A 21,443-nucleotide genomic window follows, 5' to 3' on the forward strand; every position below is an offset into this window, starting at 1 on the left:
CTGTTTGAATCAAAGCGCATAACGGATCAGACATAATTCCCGACCATGAAACATCACTTCCTCATACTTTAGAAAGCCAACAGCGACGTATGCGCGATAATGTTTTTTCTCACAAGTAGCCCACAATACTTTCACGCCCTTTTCTTTTAAAATTGCGCCACACTCCCTGGCCACACGAGCCATCAATATCTCACGCCCTATAATGGTTTTATTGGCAAACATGGACAAAGCCTCCACCGCAAGCCCAGGCTCGCGGACAATATGAAATCCCAGACCTTCCAATTGCAGTTCATTCTGCATATCCATATTGACGGATACAGCAGACACCAGCTCGCCATGCCAATCAGCAGCAATAATAATTTGGTTTCTATAAGGAATTTTAGTGGCAATCCGCCTTGCAGCGTGATCAACCGTCCAGACTCCGTCTGTTTCGATCGGAGTGGATGCAAATGCACGATACATTGCCTGCTCATACTGCAACAAACGTGACTGATCATTTAAATCCAGCAAACCCACTTCGAGAAGCGACATATCAATAACCCAGAATAGTGTTGCAACAGTTGAATTGACTTTCATCTCAGCAAAGCAAAACAGCACCCATTCAATACCATAAAAAATTTTCAGTCCACCATCCTAAAAGACAGATTAATCAACAAGTCCCAAGTCATTTGATTAAAATCAAGCAAGCCGACACTAAAATGATCGCACAAAATATACAAGCCACCACAAATGCCAATAAATCTCCATCAGAAAAAAGCCAAAACAAATACAGAAAATTATATTTCAAATTCAATCTTGATATTTTTCAAACAGTGAATACAAAAACCAATGCGCACTCGACAGACTCACGCACCACAAGAAAGCACCAGCCTTATTTCAAGGCACGATGAAATAATCAAACGAATGGACACAACCCACCGAATGCTTATTCAAAAGCACAACAGGAAATAAACAATGAAGAATTCAAGGAGCAGTAGCCCAAACAGGCTGGAGGGAGACAGAAGAGCAATTGCGGCAACAAGATGAGGGTGCCCCATACCGCGAGCAGCTACAGGCATGGCAGACAGGCAGGACAGCCGGGAGAGGAATCAACATGGAACAGCAAACCAGGCCTTGAGAATACCGGCTTGCTGATTCGGTGAGACAGGCCACCTGGCTACATCAGCCAAGGCACCGAAGATCGTGCATGAATTGGCCAGGTTTCAGCCCCGAAGAGACTCGGTGTAAGACCGCAGCAAAACCAATCTGTTTCGCAGAGCCCCCGCAACATAGCGGGAAACTGCGGCCACACACGGGGGCAGGACAGGCTGCATTAGCGGTAATGCAGCCTGCACGCGGCACTGCCAAACAAGGCCATGCCCAGGTATTACTCAGCGCACAGGCTGAAACTGGAAGCACCCGTGCGCCACGCAGAAGAAAAGCGGCAAAGCAACATCACAAGCTGCCGCTGTAAGCCTCCTCACCATGCAAGGTCTGATCCAGCCCGGTTTCCTGCGTATGCTCGTCAATCAGCACCGGCGTCATCTTGTTGATCAGCCACAGCATGCCGTAGGTAAAGCCAAAGGCCCACAAACCGGAAACCACCGCAGCTACCACCTGCTTCCACAGGAAATCCGGATTACCCATCAGCAAGCCGTCAACGCCCGCCGGGTTCCAGGCCTTGCTGGCAAACACCCCCAGCAGCAATGTCCCCAGCAAGCCGCCCACCCCGTGCACGCCCCATACATCCAGCGCATCATCCCAGCCCAGGCGGTTTTTCAGCTGCACCGCGTAGTAACACACAACGGCGGCTATCACGCCGATGACGGCAGCCGTACCCAGCGACACATAGCCCGCCGCTGGCGTAATGGTGGCAAGGCCCGCCACCGCACCCGTCAGCAAACCGATGAACTTGGGCTGCCGGGCATGCGACCACTCCAGGAAAAACCAGGCCGTACCGGCAAACGAGGCGGCAACATCGGTATTGAGAAAGGCCGATGCGGTGATGTAATCCACCCGCAGCTCGGACCCGGCATTGAAGCCATACCAACCAAACCACAGCAAGCCGGTGCCAAGGGCAATCAAGGGCACATTATGCGGCTTGTTTTCCACTACCGAGCGCCGGCCCACATACAGTACCGAAGCCAGTGCGGCAAAACCGGCAGTGTTGTGCACCACGATGCCACCGGCAAAATCCAGCACGCCCCACTTAGCCAGCAGGCCGTCCGGACTCCAGATCATGTGGACAAAGGGGAAGTAAACCAGCACCAGCCAGCCGGTAAGAAACAGGAAATACGCCTTCACCGTCACCCGGTTGGCAAAAGCACCGGTAATCAGCGCCGGGGTGATGATGGCAAACATCATCTGGTAAGCCACATGCACAATCAGCGGAATACCTGCGTCATTGCCGGTGTACATGGTGTTGAGGGTAACGCCATGCATGAAGGCGTAATAAGTGGGGTCGCCGACAATGCCATGCCAGCTTGGCCCGAAGCACATGGAATACCCGAAGGCAAACCACAGCACCGTAGTCCAGCCCAGCGACATGAAGCTCTGGGCCATGATGGTCAGCACATTCTTGCGGCCCACCAGGCCACCGTAAAAGAAAGCCAGTCCGGGCGTCATCAGCATGACCAGGCTGGCACACAGCAGCATGAAGCCGGTATTGCCCACATTAAGAGGCGGGATTGGAGCAGTCATCGTTCACATCCTTATCCATAAATAATTAATTACTAATATTTTGTGGATCGAATGCTGCGCTCAGGCACGATAGCCCTGTTTGCTCCAGATCAAAAGAATGTGCAGGGGCAGGAAGGATGGCAGCTGGCCATCAATTGCGCGGCCTGTGACCTGTTGTCGTTGGCATTACAGCGCCCGTACGGGGGGCTTGCCCTGCCCTCTGTCGTCAACAAAGCAGCCGATAGATGGCAGCACAGGCCACCCTCTGGCCAAAGTTGACCGCTTAAGCTTGAGCGGCGCCTTGTTTTTTAGGCAGTTCCGGGTTCATGAAATCCCACTCTGCGGCGCTTGCCACATGGAAATCCAGCATTGGCCGGTATCGGGATGTTTCATTCAAGGTCCCGGCCTTGATACCCAGCACATCGGGAAGATGGCTGAACCTGGCAAACAGCTGGGAGCCACAATTGGGGCAAAAGCCACGGCTATGCGCATTTCCGCTATCCGACGTGGAAACAAAAATACGGGGCTCGCCGTGGATCACCACTTTGCTTGCCGGAAAAATCATTGCCGGAACATAGGCACTACCGGATGTGCGTTGGCAATCCTTGCAGTGGCAATTACCGGCAAACAGCGGATCAACATCCACCGTGTAACTGATTTGGCCACACAAACACTGCCCTGTGTATTTGGAACTCATATGCGACTCCATGCAGATGGGGGGTGGTGCACCAGCTGGATGCTGACATCAGCTTTTGGCTGCGGGCTGACATTCTAACACGATGTCATTTTTTCATTTGTGCAGTGCGCCCCCAATTCAACTCAAACACGACCCTGTAGCCGCAGAACGCTGCTGCTTTGGAAGTCACAGGCTTGTTTTGGCGAGGGTTTCAAGCTAGTCAGTACAGGCAAAAAATTACACTGCCCTGCCAGAGCAGTCGCACGTGCTGTCTACGTGTGGGTGATGATTTTCATGACAATGACTTTACCTGCCAAGCCAATGAAGGCTATAAATCCCGACATCCATATCAATGGTTTGCCGGAAACATGCATCCGGGTGAATCAAACAAGGAACGACAGGGCCAGCGTGACTTCAAAGTTTGCACCATTCAAAGAAGCAATCATTGGACAGCACATTACCCATGTATGGCGCGGCCATGGTTCAACCCTGTTCATTGAATTTGGCCGACTCACTCAGCGCACGAAGCGTGACGGCACACCCGGCCAGCCTCATGGAGAAATCACTCTCATGGTTGAGTGGAGCTGGCGCATTGAGAAAATGCGCTCGATTGTGGGGGGAAGCTGGAGCTCCGAGCGGCGATGGTCATCCATGCTCAAAAAATTAATTGGTGTTACGGTGCAGGACATTGAGCTGTTCGGGGAGATACCTGAAGTCAGGCTAACCCTCTCCAATGGCTTTCGGTTTCTCTCATTCATGACCGCTGAAGGGCAGCCCGGCTGGGCCCTTATTTCACAGCAGAGTCAATTGGGTACTTTACTGGTTCGAAAGGGCCGGCTTTTCTTAGAAAACACCAACATTCAAGGCCAATACGCAGAAAAATGAATACCTCAAAAATAATAGATGCACACATATCGATTCGCGTGTGACATCGGAAACTATCAGGATAACCATGACTGAACAACAGGAAGACTACATCCACTTATCCGTTTGCATCAATCAGCTGAACCATGCTTGGAAAACCCTAAACCTGGTCAAAAACACCAAGGACAATCCATTGTCAGGACCAGCATTTTGCTATGGACTAATTGAATATACAAGGGCATATACGACATCAAGAGGAACAATAAAAAGAAAACGAAAACTAGACCAGAAATGGATTCCATCTAAGTACTTGGCATTACACAATCGAATTATTGACGCCAGAGACAAAATTCATGCCCACTCTGACTTGACTACTTTAGAGGCCTTTCTGCACATTGATAGAGCCAACAACACCAAACCCATTTCAATGATTCAGAACAATATCAACGGACTTGAAGAACTTGAAAACATAGAAGATATCATTCACCTGATTGAAGAGACTCTTAATAAGCTATACATGGAGCAAGAATTGCTAGAAGCATCACTTAAATTCTGATTACCATCAGAAATGCATATCGCAATTTTTCATTCAGCTAATAAATCAATACAATAAATCCGCATCAGTTTCTAAAAATTATTGACCCATTTGAGTCGAATTGCGGCCTGACACCTCGCCCCGGCCACCTGTCGCATGCTTGACGGGGACCGCAGGGCGCATCGGTGCGGTCCTTTCCCTGCAAGTAACGTCCTGCTCGACTTCCCTTTCGAGCAGTTTCCCCACTCCCCTGTCATCCCTAGAATCCGCCGCTGGTGCTCAACACACCCTCAACAGCGGCTGCCGCATCCGTTAGTCTTGCGGCATTTCTACTTCCATCGGTTTTGTCATTGTCTGTTTTTATGGACAATGCACAGCCTATGGTCGGGTAGCGCGCAGCCATGCAATACCTGGGCAACCGGGAAAAACTGCGGGCCGTTACTGTTGGCGGTGTTGAAGTGCCTGACCACCCTCTCAACAGGGGTGACTTTCAACGATTCAACAGAAGGCCATTTCCATGACCAAGCAAGCCCCTTCGCATTCCCAACACCCGCCTCCCCTTTGCTTTTACTACCACGGCAAACCACTGCATGTGCAACACCACCAAGGAGAATGGTGGCTGCATGGCGGCGATGTGCTGGCCGTCACTGGCCGTCGGCTGGGAAGCCGCATGCAGCAATTACTGGCGGCAGACCCAAGCCGCGAAAACACGCCAAAAACAGAAGTCACAAACGAATACTGGCCCGCAATGGCTTTGCTGCGCGCCTTGCGCCGTAGCGGCAAGCCGCTGGCGCGGCAGTTGCGTGACTGGTTGAACCGAGCGCTGCTACCGGCACTGGAGCAGATTCCGCCCACTGCTCCGCGTTGGGAGCAGGCCCTGGCGCTGGCGGCGGAGGCCGGGGTACAGGTGAGTCATGCGGTGTTGCAGGCGGTGTTGGCGCAGGGTGCGCGCTGGCAGCATTCGCACTGGCTGCTGACGCTGGATTACACGCCGGACAGCCCCTTGCGCCATGCGCATGGCCGTTTGCTGGGGCTGAACAGTTCGGCCACACCCTTGCAGGCGCTGGCACAGCAGATAGCCACGGAACAAGGTATTGCGGCAGATAATGGCGAGTTGTTAGGGCTGGCAACGGCCTGCCATCAGCAACTGCGTGGTCGTTTGCAGCGCCAGGCACGGCGGATGCTGCAGCCGGGCTAGGCATGCAGCAAGCATGAAAAAACCGGCAGCGGGCGCTTGGCCCGGCTGCCGGTCTTGTCTTGTGCTGAGTTTTATTTTTCTTCCAGATCGTATTTGCGGATCTTGTCGAACAGCGTGGTTTTGGCAATTTTCAGCACTTCGGCGGTTTTGGACACATTACCGCCCTGCTTGCGCAGTTCTTCGGCAATCATGCCCTTTTCAAACGATTCCACCGCCGCGTGCAAGGTGGGCTGGGTATCGGCCATGGCGTTACCGGGCACCATTTTCAGGTCCAGCACAAAGCGGTCGGCCTGATTGCGCAGCTCGCGCACATTGCCCGGCCAGTGGTAGGCCATCAGGTCGCGGATGACTTCCGGGGTGATGGCCGGTGCCGGGCGGTTCATGCGTAGCGCCGACTGGGTGACAAAGTAGTCAAACAACAGCGGAATGTCCTCGCGCCGGGCGCGCAGCGGCGGCAGGTCCAGCGTCACCACGTTCAGGCGGAAGTACAGGTCGGCGCGGAATTTGTCTTCTTCGGCCAGCTTGGACAAATCGGCCTTGGTGGCGGCAATCACGCGAAAATCCACCGGAATCAGCCGATTGGAACCCAGCCGCTCGATCACCCGCTCTTGCAGCACGCGCAAGAGCTTGATCTGCATCGGCATGCTCATGCTTTCGATTTCATCCAGAAACAGCGTGCCGTGCTGGGCGTATTCGATTTTGCCGATGCGCTGCTTGCTGGCCCCGGAAAAGGCCCCGGCTTCGTGGCCGAACATTTCGCTGTCGAACAGGGTTTCCGGCAGGCCGCCGCAGTTGAGCGCCACAAAGGGGCCGGTGCGGCCGGACAGGTCGTGCAGGCAGCGCGCCAGCAGCTCTTTTCCGGCACCGGTTTCGCCGTTGATCAGCACATCGGTGGGCGTAGCGGCCACGCCCTGCACCAGGTGGCGCAGCTCGGCCATCACATTGGAGTTGCCAATCAGCCGGCTTTCCAGCCCGCCATAGGCGGCCAGTTGCTTGCGCAACTGGCGCACTTCCAGCGCCAGGCGGCGTTTTTCCAGCGCGCGTTGCACCACCGACACCAGCACTTGCGGCAGGAAGGGCTTCTGGATGAAGTCGTAAGCGCCGTCGCGCATGGCCTGCACCGCCATGGCAATGTCGCCGTGGCCGGTAATCAGGATGACCGGCAGGTCGGGATCGTCGGCCAGCAGCTCCTGCATGAAGGCCAGGCCGTCCATGCCGGGCAGGCGGATGTCGCTGACGATGATGCCGGCAAAGTCACGGCCTATGCTGCGACGGGCTTTTTCCACCGAATCGAAGCCCTGGGCCTGGATGCCGTCCAGCCCGAGCGCCTGGACATAGCCCAGCTGCACGTCCTGATCGTCCTCGATCACCAGTACTTGTAGATTGCTCATGAGTTACTCCTGCTTGTTCTGTCTGAGCGTGATGGTGAATACCGCCCCGCCATCCGGGTGATTGTCGGCAGTCAGCATGCCGCCATAGGACTTGATGATGTCCGAGGACAGGGCCAGCCCCAGGCCCAGCCCGCTGGTTTTCTTGGTGGTGAAAAAGGGCTCGAAGATGTGGGCGCCTACTTCGTCGGACAGGCCGCTGCCATTGTCGCGCACGCTGATGCGCACGGTATCGCCCTGGCGCGACCAGTCGATGCTGATCTGCGCGTTGTCCACGCCGTTCAGCACATCAATGGCATTGCTGACGAGATTCACCAGTACCTGCTCCAGCCGCACCGCTTCACACAGCACCACAATATCCGCCGGTTCGGCGGGCAGCTGCAATGTGATATGCGTCTTTTTCAGCCGGTGGTTCAGCAGGAACAGGGCGTTTTCCACCGCCTGCGCCACCGCTACCGATTCGCGCTCGCCATTGGGGCGGCGGGCAAAGGACTTCAGCTGCTCGGTCAGCGCGCCCAGCCGCACCACAATGTCGGTGATGCGTTCCAGATTGGCCCGCGCGGTGCTGAGATCGTTGATTTCCAGAAAACGTACGGTATTGGCCGACAAGGCGGACAGCGCCGCCAGCGGCTGGTTGATTTCATGGGCGATGCCGGTGGACAGCTGGCCGATGACTGCCAGGTTTTCGGTGCGGATCAGCTCGTTCTGGAAGTTTTCCACCTGCCGCGCCGCCTGGATGCGTTCTTCGATTTCCTTTTTCAGGCTGGCATTGGCTTCGCGCAACTCGCTGCTGCGCTGCTCGACCTGTTCTTCCAGATGATCGTGTGCCAGTTGCAGATTGCGCCGCGCCTCGGCCTGCGCTTTCAGGTTCATGCGCCACAGCCGGACAGAATGCAGCAGCAGGCAGGCAAAGCCCACCGCCACTGCCACCGCCAGTGCGCGGGTCAGGGCCAGGCTGTGCAGCTCGTGGGTGTCATTCAGCATGGTCAGCGTCATGCCGCTGACCGGGATGGTCTGGCTGATGGCCAGGTATTCGTGCCGACTGCGGCCCTGCCCCATCTGCACCAGCATGGCCTGGCTGTTGAGCACGCTCTTGCGCTGCCAGATGGGCGGCTTGATCACCTGCTTGTTGTATTGCTGGGCTTTTTCCAGCGCCAGCCGCGCATCAAAGCTGAGTGGCGTGGTGGCATGGTATTTCCACTCCGGCACGGAGGACAGCACCACCACGCCGTTGGAGTCCGACACCAGCAGCGGCTCCACGATATTGCCCCACATGTGTTCCAGCTGTTCCAGCCCTATCTTGATGGCCACCACCCCCACCCGCTCCTGCCCCTGGTAAATGCCGGTGGCCAGATAAAAGCCGGTGGCATTGCCGGTGGTGCCAATAGCGTAATAGGTGCTGATTCGATTGGCCGCCGCCTGCTGAAAATATGGCCGGTAAGCGATATTGCGGCCTACAAAACTGTCTTTTTGCTGCCAGTTGCTGGAGGCAATCACCTTGCCTGCCTTGTCTACCAGATAGGCCTGCAAGGAGCCGGCGCCCTGATTCAGCCGCACCAGGTACTGGTTGGCACGCGCCAGTTGCCGGGCATCATCCGGCGTGGCCAGCGCTTCGCGCAGGGTGTCGTTATAGGATGCCGCCAGCGGCAGCAGGCCGAACTTGTCCACCTCGTGCTGCAGGAAACCGGCATTGCGCGCCACACGGCGCACCGAATCCTGCTGGCGCTGTTGCAGTTGTTCCTGCCAGCTGACGGTGTACACCACCCAGGCGGACAGCAAGGACAGCGCCATGGAGATCAGCAAATAAAGATAAAAACCGCTTCGTTTCATACGCACTCCGGGCCTGGCCCGTTTGGCTTGATTCACGTCGTCGCCCTGCGGCGGCTGGCTGGTGGTGGCTGGCATGCGGGCATTATCCCACAGCACGATGTCACTTTTTGCGCCGCAACATGCAAAGCAAAAAAACCACGCGGGGCTAACCCGCGTGGCAAGGTCATGGCAGGGCCACGACGACCGAAAGGATAAAGAACAAGACCGCTAGAACACGTTGACCAGCACGATGGTGAACACCGCCATCACCAGCCGGGATACCGCATAGCCTACGGTATAGCCCACGGCAGGTACCTTGCTTTGCGCTGCGTCTTGCAATGCGCCCAGCGCGGCCGTGGTGGAACGGGCACCGGCGCAAGCACCAAGCAGGATGCCGGGGTGGAACTTGAACACGAAGCGTCCCAGCAGCAGGCCGACAATCAGCGGCACCAGGGTAACCACGGCACCGGCAAACAGCAGGGTCAGGCCGTATTGTTGCAGGCCGGAAATGAAGCCAGGCGCGGCATTCAGGCCAATCACCGCAATAAAGCCGTTAAGACCGACATTATTGAACACCCACAGTGCCGGGCCAGGAATCTTGCCGAAGGTACGCATGGTGGCACGCAGGTAACCACACACGATACCGGCCACGATGGAACCCACCGAAGTACCGAAGCTCAGCGGAATACCAGCCACATGCACGGTGATGGCACCCAGAATGCTGCCCACCACGATGCCGAAGCCCATGAAGGCCATGTCGGAGTTTTCCAGCGGACGGTCGGCATAGCCCAGTTCCTTGGCTACGGCCACCACGTCCTGCTTGGCACCCAGAATGGTCAGCACGTCACCACGCTGCACCACCACATCATGCCCCATCGGCATGTCCAGCTCGCCACGGCTAAAGCGGGTAAGGAACAGGCCACGGCCCGGCTTGCCAAACAGCGTACTGGTGATTTCGCCCAGGGTTTTGCCGGCGTATTTGCGGCTGGTCACTACCAGGTCGAGCAGTTCGGTGGAGAAGTCCAGCAGCGGAACGTCCTTCACTTCCTTGCCAAAATGGTGCTGGTATTTCAGCAGCGCGGTCAGGGTGCCGGAAATGGCCACCACATCATTACGCTGGATGCGGGTAGTCCCTTCGCAATCCACAATCCTGGCACCCACGGCCTGACGCACGCGGCGGACAAAGATTTCGTGGTTGAACATGGCTTCCACTTCGGAAACCGTCTTGTCGAACAGGTCCACATTGCTCAGCAGGAAGGCACGGGCGGAAAACTCGCGGTACGCAGTGCTGCCCACGGTGTGGCCATTGCCGTTTTCCTTTTCATAGCTCTTGCACTCTTCAGCCAGATTGAAACCCAGCACTTTCGGGGCAAAGGTCGCCAGGAACCAGGCAGAACCGGCAGTACCGAACGGGTAAGTCACGGCATAGGCCACCGGCATCAGCGCCATCGCCACTTTCACGCCGCCAGGCATCTGGTTGACCTGATTGAGCAAGTCGGTTGCCACGCCCAGCACGGTGGAGTTGGTATAGCCACCGGACAGCAGGCCGGCAGTCAGCGCTGCGTCGTAATGCAGCATCTTGCCCAGCAGGATGGCTGTAACCAGGCCGGAGGCACACACCAGAATGGTGAAGAACACCTGCGAGATACCGTCACTCTTGAGCGCGCGGATGAACTGCGGGCCCACGGCATAGCCGACGGCAAACAGGAACATGGCAAAGAAGGTGGATTGCAGCACCGGCGGAATCACCAGATGCACCTGGCCAATCAGCAAACCGGCCAGCAAGGTGGAAGTCACCACCCCCAGATTGAATTTGCCCAGACTGAGATTGCCCACCCAGAAGCCGACGGCGATGGTCAGATAAATCGCTATCTCCGGATACTTCTGCAGGGTATGAATGATGTAGTCCATGATAGACACCTTTGTATGGTCAACCACCGCCAGCCGGCTATCCGGCCCGGCGGAGGTCATCAGGCGCTTGCGCGCCCTTCAGCTGTTCATGCACCGCCCGACCGAGCGGTGCGTGCCCTTCTTAATATTGCGGCTTGTACAGTTGCGACTCGATCCAGGCACGGATATCACGCGGACGTTCCACCTGGGCCAGGCCGGAATCGAACATGTACTCGGCAATGCGTGCTGCCGTGGTCACTTCGGTTTCCAGAATCTGGTCCTGGCTGGGGAACAGCATGCTCTTGGCGCGCTGGGTCAGCGTGACCTGATCGGCGGTGGCATGGGCAGCCACGATGAAGCATTCGTCGTTCAGGCGGGTCGGACGGCAGCAGTAAGTAGCCAGACCGATGGCCGGGTAGATGTAGAAGTTGTTGGCCTGGCCCGGACGGAAGGTCTTGCCTTCGTAGTCAAAGTCGGGGAACTGCACGCCAGCGGCAAACAGCGCCTTGCCCTTGGACCAGGTGTAGGCTTCCTCAGCAGTACACTCGGCCTTGTGGGTGGGGTTGGACAGCGCAAAGATGATGGGCTGTTCGTTCAGCTCGCTCATCAGCTCGATCACCTCGCGGGTGAAGGCACGGGCCTTGGTGCTCACGCCTACCAGCACGGTGGGCTTGAAGTCGCGGATGGCTTGCACAAAGTCCTTGCACGGCTTGGCCGGGCGGGCATACAGCTTCTGGGTTTCGGACAGGTCGGTACGGGAATGCTCGATCAGGCCGTTGATGTCGAACAAGGCCACCTGCTTGCGGGCATCGGCTTCGCTCAGGCCCAGGGTTTGCAGTTCGGCGCAGAACAGCTTGGCAATGCCAAGGCCGGCAGAGCCCGCACCCAGGAACATCACGCGCTGGTCGGTCAGCTTGCCGCCGGTAATGTTCATGCCGGCCGCAATACCTGCCAGCGCCACGCTGGCAGTACCTTGAATGTCATCGTTGTAGCAGAGGATCTTGTCTTTGTAGCGATCCAGCATGCGGATGGCGTCGGTGCCCTTCCAGTCTTCAAAATGCACGCAGCAGTTGGGGAATACTTCCTGTACAGCCTGGATGAATTCTTCGGTCAGTTCGTCCAGCTCGGCTTCGGAAACCGGGGCTTCGCGGGTGCCCATGTAGAAGGGGTCGGCGCGCAGGGTTTCATTGGTGGTGCCAATGTCGAACAGCACCGGCAGCAGGCCGGCCGGCGGTACGGCAGCGCAAGCGGTGTACAGTTGCAGCTTGCCAATCGGAATACCCATGCCGTTGGCACCGATGTCGCCCAGGCCCAGAATGCGACCGCCGGTGGATACGCAGATGAAGCGCACGTCTTTTTCCGGCCAGTTGCGCAGTACTTCAGCCATGCGGCCCTTCATGTAACGGGTAATGTACATGCCACGGGCGCGGCGGTAATTGTTGCCGAAGGTTTCGCAGGCATCGGCCACGGTCGGGTCGTACAGTACCGGGATGAAGCGTTTCGGGTCGGACATCACCGTCTTGTAGAACACGGTTTCGTTACGGTCTTCCAGGCCGATCAAATAGGTGTAGCGTTCCAGATCGTCCGCTTTTTCATCCAGATGCGCCATGACGCGCTCTACCTGACGGTCCAGGTTTTCCACCGCATGCGGCAGCAAACCTTCCAGGCCCAGCTGGCGACGCTCTTCCACGCTGTAGGCCGTGCCCTTGTTCAGCTTGGGTTCATGCAGCAGCGGCATGCCGCCTTGTACGCCCTTGGCGCTCAGTTTGTCATTCTTGACGGAAGTGTTCTTTACAGTCATGGCAATCTCCAGTTTGTATCGAATGGGTGAGATGAAAACGTCTCAGCTGCCCTTCTTATTGCAACTGGCGTGCCAGCCTTTTCGTCCTTTGAAAATTTTTTAGCTCATTGATTTTTATGGGTTTTTATTTACCGAAAAAACCCTGCTGACGTCAGGCCGTACTTTGCCCCGTACCGCGGGTGCGGAAGTCCGTACTTTGTCTGTGGGCTTTATGCAGACATGAAAAAACCCGGCCAGCCAATCAAGGCTGCCGGGCTTGCGCTACTGCGAAGTAGGCGCACGAATGGTGCGGCTGCGCATGTCACCGCAGCCAGCAGATGGCTCAGAAGCGGCCAAACAGCACGCCGGTGCGCTGGTCCTTTGTCATGGTGTAAATGGCCTGCGTGCCTGGCTTTTCTTCACCCATGCCGGGGCTGTGCAGCGGCATGCCGGGGGCGGACAGGCCCACCACGTCGGCCTTGCTGGTCATCAGCTGCCTGATGGCAGCCACCGGCACATGGCCTTCAATGGTGTAGCGGCCAATCCTGGCGGTATGGCAGCTGCCAAGGCCGGGCGTGACGCCCATCTGCTGCTTGATGGACTGCATGTCATCGCGATTGATGGCGGTAACCTCAAAGCCCTGGTGCTTGAGGTAGCTGACATAGGCCTCGCAGCAGCTGCAACTGGGGCTTTTGTATAGCGTGACCGGCGTAGCGGCAAAAACGGAAGTACTGAACGCGCCGATCAATACGGCAATAACGCGGGTGCGGATAGTGGCCATGGTGGCCCTCCTTCTGGCAATGACAATGATTCGGATAAGCGGCAACAAGCCGGCAAAATGGAAAATGCGGTCAGGCCAGTACAGGGGGGCGGTGCGGCGGAGAAAGGGTGATGCCAGCCAGCGTGGCAGGCTGGGTGGGAACAAAAATACCACCGGTGGCTAACGAGGTGGCAGACCAGTCGGCAAACTGGGACAAGGCAGGTGCGCACAGCTGCACGCAGCCCGCGCCACCACACAACATGCCATGCGCCGCTTTTGCATGGCCGGCATGTTCCGGCATCTTGCCTGCTGTTTTGTCATGGCAGCTGGCATGGGCCATGCAGTCTGCGGAGGTGATAGCCGCACCGGCCATGGCCATATCAGCACTTGCCGCCAGCACATTGAGTGCCGGAAGCGCGAGCAGAAGCATGAGCAGGAAACGGTACAGGGCTTTCATGGCTGGGAAGATAGCACTGCCAGGTGGCACAGGTGAATGCAGGATGGTGTTTTGCTGGTGGATGGTTGATCTGGATCAGTCGAACACATGGTCAACCGGCATAAACAAAGGCCACCCGATTGATCAAGGGCATCAACACCACCACGCCATGTCGGGTATATGCATACCAGCTACCCGGTGCAGAGACAGCACGGTCGATTTCTCTGGCGACCCCGGCTTTGATTGGAATGCCGAAACCATACTGGTTCAGATAATTCTCCAGTAATGGCCCGGCTATTGTTTGTGAAGCGCCCTCCCCCTCAAACCACTCACGATGACCGTGCAAGGGGGTAGCTTCCCACTCCAGCTCCGGAAGCAGGCTATTCGGGTTCTTGCGGGCCAGATGCGGAGGAAGCTCATACAAGACCACTCCCGTCTCGTTACCTCCGGGGCCAAAACCCCAGGAGTCGGTTTCCGCGTACAGAACCTTCTGCACCCCCAGCTGTGGCGGCAGCAGCGATAAATGGTTTGGTGCGGCAAACACCCACATGGCAGCGATCAGGCCAATACATAGAAACAGGCAGGACAACACGCACACCCACGTTTGACGATTCATATGACTATCAATGCATGCATGGGAATTAGCTCAGGCAGATGCACATCTTTCATGACCCAGAACCAGCAACTTTCACCCTGAACCGACAGAACAATATCAAATCAACAACGATTGCAAAAACAATAAAGGCAATATCACCAGCCATGGAGTCACCTGCCTTTTGACGTTTGGCTTCATACTTCAAAACCGCACTATCATAAGGCACCATAACAACACCATCCGCCTCAATGGAAAACACCACCCTATCCTGTATGCCACTCATACCAACCCAGCCCAGTTTTATTCTGGAACCAACTTTATCGGCAAAATCCATCCGCCCAGGCTCATCGCAGCGTCCTTTGAAAAAACACAAACTACAACTCGAATAGCTAGCTCCGGCAGTTGGCGCACAATAATAAAAATGATTATCGCCCAGCAAAATTCCGGAATTTCCGGCAGTACGCTTTCCTGGCCTGTACTGAACTGCGCCGTTGAATATTTGATATCTGATTTATGTGGTGTGTGATACCTGGAATACAAAACCCAATCATTCCAAGCATTACCGACTGCAAAAAAATTGACTCCCACCACAATAATCATCAACGCAAGTCTTGCAAACATTTACCTTCCTGACTGCCAAGTCAAATTGCCTTGCCGATTAAGCATCATTCGACATGCATGGCATCCACTTCAAAAACAAGCACCAACCAAACCGCAGGCGGAGATAACCAGGCCAATTGGTGAGAAAATGGCAGCCAAAACAGTAACAATCGCCACCCAATCTTCACGTACGCGACTTTCATGTTTTCTGAGCAAGAATGCGCAAACAAATGCCAGCGAACTTGGGAGAAACAGAAAAACAGGGATTACCAAGTTTTCCGCAATAATGATTAGTTCCGGTTTAGGTCTGACAGGTGGTGTTCTTGCCCAGAAAAATGCATAGGCAAGCATAAGGGTGGCGATCAGTGCAATAACCAGTGCAACATATTGCAAGACCATATTTGTGAAGTGAATTTTCGCAAGCACAAAGCTTTTTCTGACAAGAAATGCATAGCCAAAGACCAAGGACAAAATAACAAACAGTTCCTTTATCATCTTTTATTACCAAAAATAACCATCATCAATCCCAAGAAACAGCCACCTGCAAAACCAACATTAAAACAATATACAGCAGCGCCTTTACTTACTCTTCAGCATCAAATAGCCGATACAAACCAAAAACACACCCAATAGCAAATAGATAACGCCTACAGCAAGCGCCACCACGGCAGAACTAAAAAACTGCGAAAGCAACAACGAGAGGCCGCATATCGCCTTACAACTGCTTCCATCCGCATACATTGCGCCACGAATCAATATGTCACTGCCATCTACAATACCGAACACACCAAGAATCAAAACACACCAAGCCAAGACAGTGCTGTCACGATACATACTTGACCTCGCCGCATTTAATCAACAAGCAATTACGATTAAGCTTGGCCAGTAGCGAGCGAAGCGCCTGACCAACCGCAGCCACTTTGACGTATTAGTCTGAAAGAATTTATACGCTTGAATCCGAAACGAGGGTTTCGCTCACGCCGTGTTGCCTGGTAGGTGTCTTTTCAAGCAACAGGAGATAAATGCCTTCAATAATTGGTAAACCGACACCAGCCGACAAGGGATATTCCGCCACCTCCCCGGTAAGTACATAACCACGGCGCTGGTAGAATGCCAGGAGTTCTGGTCGAGAAGACAGAACCGACATTCTGAATACCGATGCCTTTAAATGCTCTGTAGCGTATGCCTCTGCATGGAGCAGCATCTGCTTACCAAGACCTTGGGCCTGCATGCCGGGATGGGTCGCCAGCATGCCAATGTAAGCGCCAGACTGACCACCTTGCACATGTACACAAGCGACAATTTCAGCCGCGTGGCACAACAGCAGAACCGTGGACTGCTCGTGAAACAGAGAAAGAACCTGCGACAGGTTAATTCTTTCACCAGCAATCAGATTTGCTTCGTGAGTCCAGCCTGCCTCTTGCGGCGAGGGACGGTAGGCTCGGTTCACAAGAGTTGCAATTTCTTGGGCATCGGCCTCACCGCCAATACGTAGTTCAAATGACATTCGCGCTTTCATGGCTTAAGCCGGTTAACCGTTATTTGCGAACAGAGATGTTCAGCGTATCGCTGACGATACGGGCTACATTGGAAGGTCAGCAAGGCTTTCATGACATTGAGATTATCCGATGCAATCCCTCTACTCAAGTAACCATCACGCGGACCGTGCAGTAGAAATCCGGTCACGCGGATGATGATTTAAGTGCCGCTTCCGCGCGGCAGACGGGAAAGGGATCTTTGCTTGGCCAAAGATTCCCACTACGGGAAAAGCTAGCCACATCATATGGCCTGCAGCTACCCGAGAGGGCCCGTCCGGCGCGAGGCCCGCCTGAACTCGCGATTTGCTAACGTCAAATCGCTCAGACATTGCAGGCGCTTAAGACCTCGCCCCAGCTACCTGTCGGCATGCTTGATGGGACCGGTTGGCGCGTTGGTGCGGTGGTTAGCTGATCAAGAACGCCAGTCGGAGCTGACCCAGTCCCGTCAGCGCGAGCCGACTCAGTCGTGGCGCTCAGGGTCTTAAGCGGTCGGCTGTCCGCAGCGGCGCGACGGTAGCGCGCCGCAAGTTCCGGCCGCGCCCTGGGCAGTGCGGCTGGGGCGGGAATTCGACGCGCTGCGGGTCGCCTTTTCTTTGGGTACTTTCTTTTGGCTAAGCAAAAGTAAAGTACCTCGACGGCGGGGCGAGACCCGCGAAGTTAAACGCAGTGGCGCTGGATGAAAATCGGATTGCCATTACCAAGTAAAGACAGGGTTTGCATCCGCTGACGCGGATGATCTTTTCCACGCCGCTTCCGCGCGGCAGACGGGAAGGAGAGCTTGCCTGGCCAAGCCCTCCTTCACCTCCAAGGCCACCCCACAAGCATGGCCTGCGGCTGCCCGACAGGTTCCGTCCGGTGCGAGGCGCGCCTGAACTCGCGATTTGCTAACGTCAAATCGCTCAAACAGGGCAGGCGCTTAAGACCTCGCGCCGGCCACCTGTCGGCATGCTTGACGGGGCCGGTGGCTGCGTCGGTGCGGTGGTTCTCTGATCAGAAACACCTGTCGGAGCTGACCCAGTCCCGTCAGCGCGAGCCGACTCAGTCGTGGCGCTCAGGGTCTTAAGCGGTCGGCTGTCCGCAGCGGCGCGACGCTAGCGCGCCGCAAGTTCCGGCCGCGCCCTGAGCGGTGCGGCTGGGGCGGGAATTCGACGCGCTGCGGGTCGCCTTTTCTTTGGGTACTTTCTTTTTGGCGAAGCAAAAGAAAGTACCTCGACGGCGGGGCGAGACCCGCGAAGTTTAACGCAGTGGCGCTGGATGAAAATCGGGTTGCCATTACCAAGTCAAAACAGGCTTTGTATCCGCTCACGCGGATGATGGTTTACATGCCGCTTCCGCGCGGCGGACGGGAAAGGGATCTTTGCTTGGCCAAAGATCCCTTTCATCCCTAAAGGCCACCCAGCAAGCATGGCCTGCGGCTACCCGACAGGTCCCGCCCGAGGCGAGGCGCGCCTGAACTCGCGATTTGCTAACATCAAATCGCTCAGACATTGCAGGCGCTTAAAACCTCGCCCCGGCCACCCGTCGGCATGCTTGACGGGGTACAAGGGTGGCGTCGGTACGGTATTTCCAGTAGGAGAAATGGATTTATTCGATAGCGTTGCGCGGTGGAACGCCCCTTTAGGCCATCCCACCTTTAGAGATCGGCCTCGCACATGGCCGAAAAGCAGGCACCCATATTGGTGAGTGCTTCGTTGAGCCAGGTGCGGATGGGGCGCAGCGGCTGGTTAGCCGGAACGAATTCCTCAAGCCGAATGGTGGTGAACAATGCTTCGTTATAACCGTCCGCTCCGCGCATCGCACATCCCTCCATCATGAGTATTTGTCAGCAACGTCGCTAATCGGTGCTCGATACTCCAATATTTCAACAGCCTGCTAGCGTGGATTGTTGCTAAACAGTTCCGTTCACCCATCAAAGTCGGCCCAGTCTGGGGTCCAGCCAAGCCGACCATCGCAGTTCACTTTCTTGAACAGGTAGACCTTATTTTGCTGTTCATCAATGAAAGTACAAACGTCACCCGCCTGCACGGTAAATGCTAACTCGCTGGTACCATCAATCGGTTCCTTGTAGATGTCTACCTGTTTTGTGGCAACAACTTTCTTAACAGTTGGTGTGCAGGCAGTCATGATTAGCAAGCCTGTCAATAAAACCGGCCACTTCATTTGGAAACCACATTTTTCGTATGCGGAATTTTTTTTACTAACCGATTGGACTTGCTTACTACTGCCAAAATCTCAGCAGGAGGAACAGGAAAAGGAATCCAACGCGGGTCATGTGCCAGAATTCCAATCATCTCAAGCACATCTGCCACATTAGAAGAACAGCTATTATCAAACAGGCTGTACGGGGCATCGGTGGCCACACGCCGATCCAGCTCTTTTTGAAGAATCTCTCGTTCTCTGGGCGAAATCCATAGCTGCAAACCTATCGAATCTCGATACGAATTTCGCTTAACGTAGTCATCGTAAGTTGTGGTGAAATATACGTCGTGCGCCCGTGAGTAGACCTTTCCGTTCACATATATTGCCGTATGACCCCACTGTGACCCACGGCTGACAATTCTGGAATCACTGACAATTACCTCAATGAATTCGCGGGGAGACGTCACTGTTTTGACGCTTGTATCGGAGGCAGGCGTCAGCTGTTTGGTGGCAACTTTGATGAGCGTCTTGCCAGAACTTGGCGATTGAATCTGCTGTGGCACAATCAGCCCTCCAGATAAATGTCGATGTGATGCTTCTCGGCAACAGAGTCCAGTAGATGAGTCTGCCCACTGGCATCCGTCACACCATACTCAGGCTCGCCGCCATCCACTGACAGAGCGTATTCGGTATTGGCCAACGGTAAGCCATCTTGGTCTATGATGACGTACTTGTCATTAAAAACTAAAGCTGCGGTAGCTAAACCGAATCCGCTTCCCACACTGGACGAAATAGCGGATGTAGCCTTATTTAACTTTGCGACATATTCATCACTAATAATTAGCTGATACCCATCAGTAGTGTGCATCAACTTCTGCGGCTTCGGGCACTTGCATATCAGGTGATCGCCATTCAAAGCAAGCCTATATCCATAAATATTATTTGGCGCATAATCATCCGGCCTAGGCTCGACGCATCTAATTACCCCTACAGATTTACAGACGTTACACCAACCTTTCATGCCTTCCGCCGTAGGGTCCATGCCTCGATGGTTGAATTTTTCTATTCCAATACCCTCTAGTACACGGCCACCCCCGGTTATAGGATCGTTTCTGCGGCATAGATATCGAATAATCGGCATTATTAGTCAGCCTTAAAGTAATCAATCAAAAGACCTTCTGGAAAATCGCTATACTCTCTCACATCAAAACCCATACCGGCAGCAGGCATTGTCACAACAACATCACCTTTTTCCAATCGACTACCAATAACCGCGGCACTCGAATAGGAGCCATCTTTGTTTCTATACCTGACACCCCTGCCAATACCAGAAATTATTAAAGACTCACTACCATCTTGGTAGACAACCTTATCGCCAATGGCAGCCAAGAGCCACCCCGAATTAGCACATTCTCTATTAGCTGCTACCACGATTCCACCGTCGCGTGCTCTTGCACCATCAGTGATATACGTAACCCTTTCCATGATTGTTTTGCTCGTTGTTCAGCTTCCATTTTTATTTGGGTTTCAATCATGAAGCGAATTTGATCGGCCCCAAACCAAGGCATTTTGAGCTGATTTTTGAATGAAGCTTGTACTCTGAGAGTGATTGGGCAAATCACAGCAGAGGACTGTCGGATGTATTTCAATAGACCGCTAGTCAAGGTCTCTCTCATTACCCCGCAATTACTTTGCAAGGAAGCCACCTTACGAAGATATCCCGCCCAGCACAACCGATGCCCGCCTTCCCTTTCGAGCAGTTTCCGCACTCATCTGCCATCCCTAGAATCCGCCGCTGGTGCTCAACACACCATCTCGAAGCGGTTGCCCTGCCCGAAAGCAATGGGCGCGTTCACGTTCAAAGGAACCCGCTTCATGACTACGCAAACCTCCCCCCAACACCCGCTTCCCCTTTGCTTCTACTACCACGGCAAACCGCTGCATGTGCAACACCAGCACGGCCAATGGTGGCTGCATAGCGGCGATGTGCTGGCTGTCACTGGCCGACGTCTTGGCCAACGCTTACAGCACTTGCTCGCCGCAGACACCACTCACCAAAACACACCAGAAACAGAAGTCACAAACGAATACTGGCCCGCTACGGCTTTGCTGCGCGCCTTGCGTCGTAGTAGCAAGCCGCAGGCGCGGCAGTTGCGTGACTGGTTGAACCGAGAGTTGCTACCCCCGCTGGAGCAGCTGCCGCCCACTGCTCCGCGTTGGGAGCAGGCCCTGGCACTGGCGGTGGAGGCCGGGGTGCAAGTGAGTCATGCGGTGTTGCAGGCGGTATTGGCGCAGGGTGCGCGCTGGCAGCATTCGCACTGGTTGCTGACGCTGGATTACACGCCGGACCATCCCTTGCGCCATGCCCATGGCCGTTTGCTGGGGCTGAACAGTTCGGCCACGCCCTTGCAGGCGCTGGCGCAGCAGATAGCCACGCCGCCGGGCATCTCTGCCGATAATGGCGAATTGCTGGGGCTGGCTGCCCCTTGCCATCAGCGTTTGCACGGTCGCCTGTCACGGCAGTTGCTGCGTGATGGGCAGGGACCAGCCCGCCCGGCTTGAAGTCTGGCGCGAGCG

23 protein-coding genes and 1 pseudogene are annotated in these 21,443 nt (G+C 55.2%); 4 read left to right on the forward strand and 20 right to left on the reverse strand.

Annotated features, from left to right (window positions below):
* Positions 1-9: 9 nt before the first annotated feature.
* The 3 genes from DKK66_RS17800 to DKK66_RS17810 all read right to left on the reverse strand — a co-directional run bounded on the left by DKK66_RS17800 (position 10) and on the right by DKK66_RS17810 (position 3,355).
* The gene (locus DKK66_RS17800) at positions 10-531 is read right to left on the reverse strand and encodes a hypothetical protein (protein ID WP_131360207.1); all 522 of its coding nucleotides are present in this window, start codon (positions 529-531) and stop codon (positions 10-12) included.
* 903 nt (positions 532-1,434) lie between these two features.
* Entirely contained in the window at positions 1,435-2,679 is a 1,245-nt protein-coding gene (locus DKK66_RS17805; protein ID WP_165494221.1) for an ammonium transporter, read from the reverse strand.
* Between the two features lie 262 nt (positions 2,680-2,941).
* A complete protein-coding gene (locus tag DKK66_RS17810) occupies positions 2,942-3,355 on the reverse strand; it encodes a GFA family protein (RefSeq protein ID WP_131360209.1) in 414 nt (137 codons plus the stop codon).
* Between the two features lie 273 nt (positions 3,356-3,628).
* On the opposite strand from DKK66_RS17810, the gene DKK66_RS17815 reads away from it, so the two are divergent.
* The 3 genes from DKK66_RS17815 (at position 3,629) to DKK66_RS17825 (ending at position 5,931) form a co-directional block, all read left to right on the forward strand.
* Complete coding sequence (locus DKK66_RS17815) at positions 3,629-4,219, forward strand: hypothetical protein (RefSeq protein WP_131360211.1); 591 nt, start codon at positions 3,629-3,631, stop codon at positions 4,217-4,219.
* Between the two features lie 67 nt (positions 4,220-4,286).
* On the forward strand, positions 4,287-4,754 hold the full coding sequence (locus DKK66_RS17820; RefSeq protein WP_131360213.1) for a hypothetical protein: 468 nt from the start codon (positions 4,287-4,289) through the stop codon (positions 4,752-4,754).
* A 496-nt stretch (positions 4,755-5,250) separates the two neighbouring features.
* A complete protein-coding gene (locus tag DKK66_RS17825) occupies positions 5,251-5,931 on the forward strand; it encodes a hypothetical protein (protein WP_131360214.1) in 681 nt (226 codons plus the stop codon).
* 71 nt (positions 5,932-6,002) lie between these two features.
* On the opposite strand, the gene DKK66_RS17830 is transcribed toward DKK66_RS17825, so the two are convergent.
* The 17 genes and pseudogenes from DKK66_RS17830 to DKK66_RS17910 all read right to left on the reverse strand — a co-directional run bounded on the left by DKK66_RS17830 (position 6,003) and on the right by DKK66_RS17910 (position 20,351).
* On the reverse strand, positions 6,003-7,322 hold the full coding sequence (locus DKK66_RS17830) for a sigma-54 dependent transcriptional regulator (RefSeq protein WP_131360216.1): 1,320 nt from the start codon (positions 7,320-7,322) through the stop codon (positions 6,003-6,005).
* A 3-nt stretch (positions 7,323-7,325) separates the two neighbouring features.
* The gene (locus DKK66_RS17835) at positions 7,326-9,149 is read right to left on the reverse strand and encodes an ATP-binding protein (RefSeq protein WP_165494222.1); all 1,824 of its coding nucleotides are present in this window, start codon (positions 9,147-9,149) and stop codon (positions 7,326-7,328) included.
* Between the two features lie 207 nt (positions 9,150-9,356).
* Positions 9,357-11,039: an aspartate-alanine antiporter gene (gene aspT / locus DKK66_RS17840; protein ID WP_045844898.1), complete on the reverse strand. Its 1,683-nt coding sequence runs from the start codon at positions 11,037-11,039 to the stop codon at positions 9,357-9,359.
* A gap of 121 nt (positions 11,040-11,160) precedes the next feature.
* Positions 11,161-12,819 (reverse strand): NAD-dependent malic enzyme, encoded by a 1,659-nt coding sequence (locus DKK66_RS17845; protein ID WP_082086274.1) that lies wholly within the window; start codon positions 12,817-12,819, stop codon positions 11,161-11,163.
* Positions 12,820-13,141: 322 nt separating this feature from the next.
* Entirely contained in the window at positions 13,142-13,579 is a 438-nt protein-coding gene (locus DKK66_RS17850; RefSeq protein WP_131360220.1) for a DUF411 domain-containing protein, read from the reverse strand.
* 70 nt (positions 13,580-13,649) lie between these two features.
* Positions 13,650-13,988: a hypothetical protein gene (locus DKK66_RS17855; protein ID WP_131360222.1), complete on the reverse strand. Its 339-nt coding sequence runs from the start codon at positions 13,986-13,988 to the stop codon at positions 13,650-13,652.
* Between the two features lie 118 nt (positions 13,989-14,106).
* A complete protein-coding gene (locus tag DKK66_RS17860) occupies positions 14,107-14,610 on the reverse strand; it encodes a hypothetical protein (protein WP_131360224.1) in 504 nt (167 codons plus the stop codon).
* Positions 14,611-14,659: 49 nt separating this feature from the next.
* Entirely contained in the window at positions 14,660-14,923 is a 264-nt protein-coding gene (locus DKK66_RS17865) for a hypothetical protein (protein WP_131360226.1), read from the reverse strand.
* Positions 14,890-15,210 (reverse strand): hypothetical protein, encoded by a 321-nt coding sequence (locus DKK66_RS17870; RefSeq protein ID WP_131360228.1) that lies wholly within the window; start codon positions 15,208-15,210, stop codon positions 14,890-14,892. Before DKK66_RS17870 ends, DKK66_RS17865 begins: the two co-directional genes overlap by 34 nt.
* 69 nt (positions 15,211-15,279) lie before the next feature.
* Positions 15,280-15,684 carry a hypothetical protein gene (locus DKK66_RS17875; protein WP_131360230.1) on the reverse strand — a complete coding sequence of 135 codons (405 nt, stop codon included), beginning with the start codon at positions 15,682-15,684 and terminating at the stop codon, positions 15,280-15,282.
* An 84-nt stretch (positions 15,685-15,768) separates the two neighbouring features.
* Complete coding sequence (locus DKK66_RS17880; protein WP_131360232.1) at positions 15,769-16,023, reverse strand: hypothetical protein; 255 nt, start codon at positions 16,021-16,023, stop codon at positions 15,769-15,771.
* 109 nt (positions 16,024-16,132) lie between these two features.
* On the reverse strand, positions 16,133-16,696 hold the full coding sequence (locus DKK66_RS17885) for a GNAT family N-acetyltransferase (RefSeq protein WP_131360234.1): 564 nt from the start codon (positions 16,694-16,696) through the stop codon (positions 16,133-16,135).
* A gap of 1,667 nt (positions 16,697-18,363) precedes the next feature.
* Positions 18,364-18,522: pseudogene (locus DKK66_RS17890) on the reverse strand (IS5/IS1182 family transposase); the annotation flags it as partial.
* Positions 18,523-18,629: 107 nt separating this feature from the next.
* Positions 18,630-18,851: a hypothetical protein gene (locus DKK66_RS17895; RefSeq protein ID WP_165494223.1), complete on the reverse strand. Its 222-nt coding sequence runs from the start codon at positions 18,849-18,851 to the stop codon at positions 18,630-18,632.
* A gap of 32 nt (positions 18,852-18,883) precedes the next feature.
* Positions 18,884-19,429, reverse strand: a complete 546-nt coding sequence (locus tag DKK66_RS17900; RefSeq protein ID WP_131360238.1) for a hypothetical protein — start codon at positions 19,427-19,429, stop codon at positions 18,884-18,886.
* Between the two features lie 2 nt (positions 19,430-19,431).
* The gene (locus tag DKK66_RS17905) at positions 19,432-19,734 is read right to left on the reverse strand and encodes a hypothetical protein (protein WP_131360240.1); all 303 of its coding nucleotides are present in this window, start codon (positions 19,732-19,734) and stop codon (positions 19,432-19,434) included.
* 275 nt (positions 19,735-20,009) lie between these two features.
* Complete coding sequence (locus DKK66_RS17910) at positions 20,010-20,351, reverse strand: hypothetical protein (protein ID WP_131360242.1); 342 nt, start codon at positions 20,349-20,351, stop codon at positions 20,010-20,012.
* Positions 20,352-20,741: 390 nt separating this feature from the next.
* Between DKK66_RS17910 and DKK66_RS17915 the strand changes: the two genes are divergently transcribed.
* Positions 20,742-21,428 (forward strand): hypothetical protein, encoded by a 687-nt coding sequence (locus DKK66_RS17915; protein WP_131360244.1) that lies wholly within the window; start codon positions 20,742-20,744, stop codon positions 21,426-21,428.
* The last annotated feature ends 15 nt before the right edge of the window (positions 21,429-21,443 follow it).

Origin of the sequence: Aquitalea sp. USM4 (genome assembly GCF_004328945.1) — a bacterium.
GTDB classification, from domain to species: Bacteria; Pseudomonadota; Gammaproteobacteria; order Burkholderiales; family Chromobacteriaceae; genus Aquitalea; species Aquitalea pelogenes.

Excerpts from the sequence above, each read along its gene's own strand:
- DKK66_RS17800 (WP_131360207.1), bottom strand. The coding sequence starts at position 531 with ATGTCGCTTCTCGAAGTGGGTTTGCTGGATTTAAATGATCAGTCACGT.
- DKK66_RS17805 (WP_165494221.1), bottom strand. The coding sequence starts at position 2,679 with ATGACTGCTCCAATCCCGCCTCTTAATGTGGGCAATACCGGCTTCATG.
- DKK66_RS17810 (WP_131360209.1), bottom strand. The coding sequence starts at position 3,355 with ATGAGTTCCAAATACACAGGGCAGTGTTTGTGTGGCCAAATCAGTTAC.
- DKK66_RS17815 (WP_131360211.1), top strand. The coding sequence starts at position 3,629 with ATGACAATGACTTTACCTGCCAAGCCAATGAAGGCTATAAATCCCGAC.
- DKK66_RS17820 (WP_131360213.1), top strand. The coding sequence starts at position 4,287 with ATGACTGAACAACAGGAAGACTACATCCACTTATCCGTTTGCATCAAT.
- DKK66_RS17825 (WP_131360214.1), top strand. The coding sequence starts at position 5,251 with ATGACCAAGCAAGCCCCTTCGCATTCCCAACACCCGCCTCCCCTTTGC.
- DKK66_RS17830 (WP_131360216.1), bottom strand. The coding sequence starts at position 7,322 with ATGAGCAATCTACAAGTACTGGTGATCGAGGACGATCAGGACGTGCAG.
- DKK66_RS17835 (WP_165494222.1), bottom strand. The coding sequence starts at position 9,149 with ATGAAACGAAGCGGTTTTTATCTTTATTTGCTGATCTCCATGGCGCTG.
- aspT (WP_045844898.1), bottom strand. The coding sequence starts at position 11,039 with ATGGACTACATCATTCATACCCTGCAGAAGTATCCGGAGATAGCGATT.
- DKK66_RS17845 (WP_082086274.1), bottom strand. The coding sequence starts at position 12,819 with ATGACTGTAAAGAACACTTCCGTCAAGAATGACAAACTGAGCGCCAAG.
- DKK66_RS17850 (WP_131360220.1), bottom strand. The coding sequence starts at position 13,579 with ATGGCCACTATCCGCACCCGCGTTATTGCCGTATTGATCGGCGCGTTC.
- DKK66_RS17855 (WP_131360222.1), bottom strand. The coding sequence starts at position 13,988 with ATGCTTCTGCTCGCGCTTCCGGCACTCAATGTGCTGGCGGCAAGTGCT.
- DKK66_RS17860 (WP_131360224.1), bottom strand. The coding sequence starts at position 14,610 with ATGAATCGTCAAACGTGGGTGTGCGTGTTGTCCTGCCTGTTTCTATGT.
- DKK66_RS17865 (WP_131360226.1), bottom strand. The coding sequence starts at position 14,923 with ATGGATTTTGCCGATAAAGTTGGTTCCAGAATAAAACTGGGCTGGGTT.
- DKK66_RS17870 (WP_131360228.1), bottom strand. The coding sequence starts at position 15,210 with ATGTTTGCAAGACTTGCGTTGATGATTATTGTGGTGGGAGTCAATTTT.
- DKK66_RS17875 (WP_131360230.1), bottom strand. The coding sequence starts at position 15,684 with ATGATAAAGGAACTGTTTGTTATTTTGTCCTTGGTCTTTGGCTATGCA.
- DKK66_RS17880 (WP_131360232.1), bottom strand. The coding sequence starts at position 16,023 with ATGTATCGTGACAGCACTGTCTTGGCTTGGTGTGTTTTGATTCTTGGT.
- DKK66_RS17885 (WP_131360234.1), bottom strand. The coding sequence starts at position 16,696 with ATGTCATTTGAACTACGTATTGGCGGTGAGGCCGATGCCCAAGAAATT.
- DKK66_RS17895 (WP_165494223.1), bottom strand. The coding sequence starts at position 18,851 with ATGACTGCCTGCACACCAACTGTTAAGAAAGTTGTTGCCACAAAACAG.
- DKK66_RS17905 (WP_131360240.1), bottom strand. The coding sequence starts at position 19,734 with ATGCACACTACTGATGGGTATCAGCTAATTATTAGTGATGAATATGTC.
- DKK66_RS17910 (WP_131360242.1), bottom strand. The coding sequence starts at position 20,351 with ATGGAAAGGGTTACGTATATCACTGATGGTGCAAGAGCACGCGACGGT.
- DKK66_RS17915 (WP_131360244.1), top strand. The coding sequence starts at position 20,742 with ATGACTACGCAAACCTCCCCCCAACACCCGCTTCCCCTTTGCTTCTAC.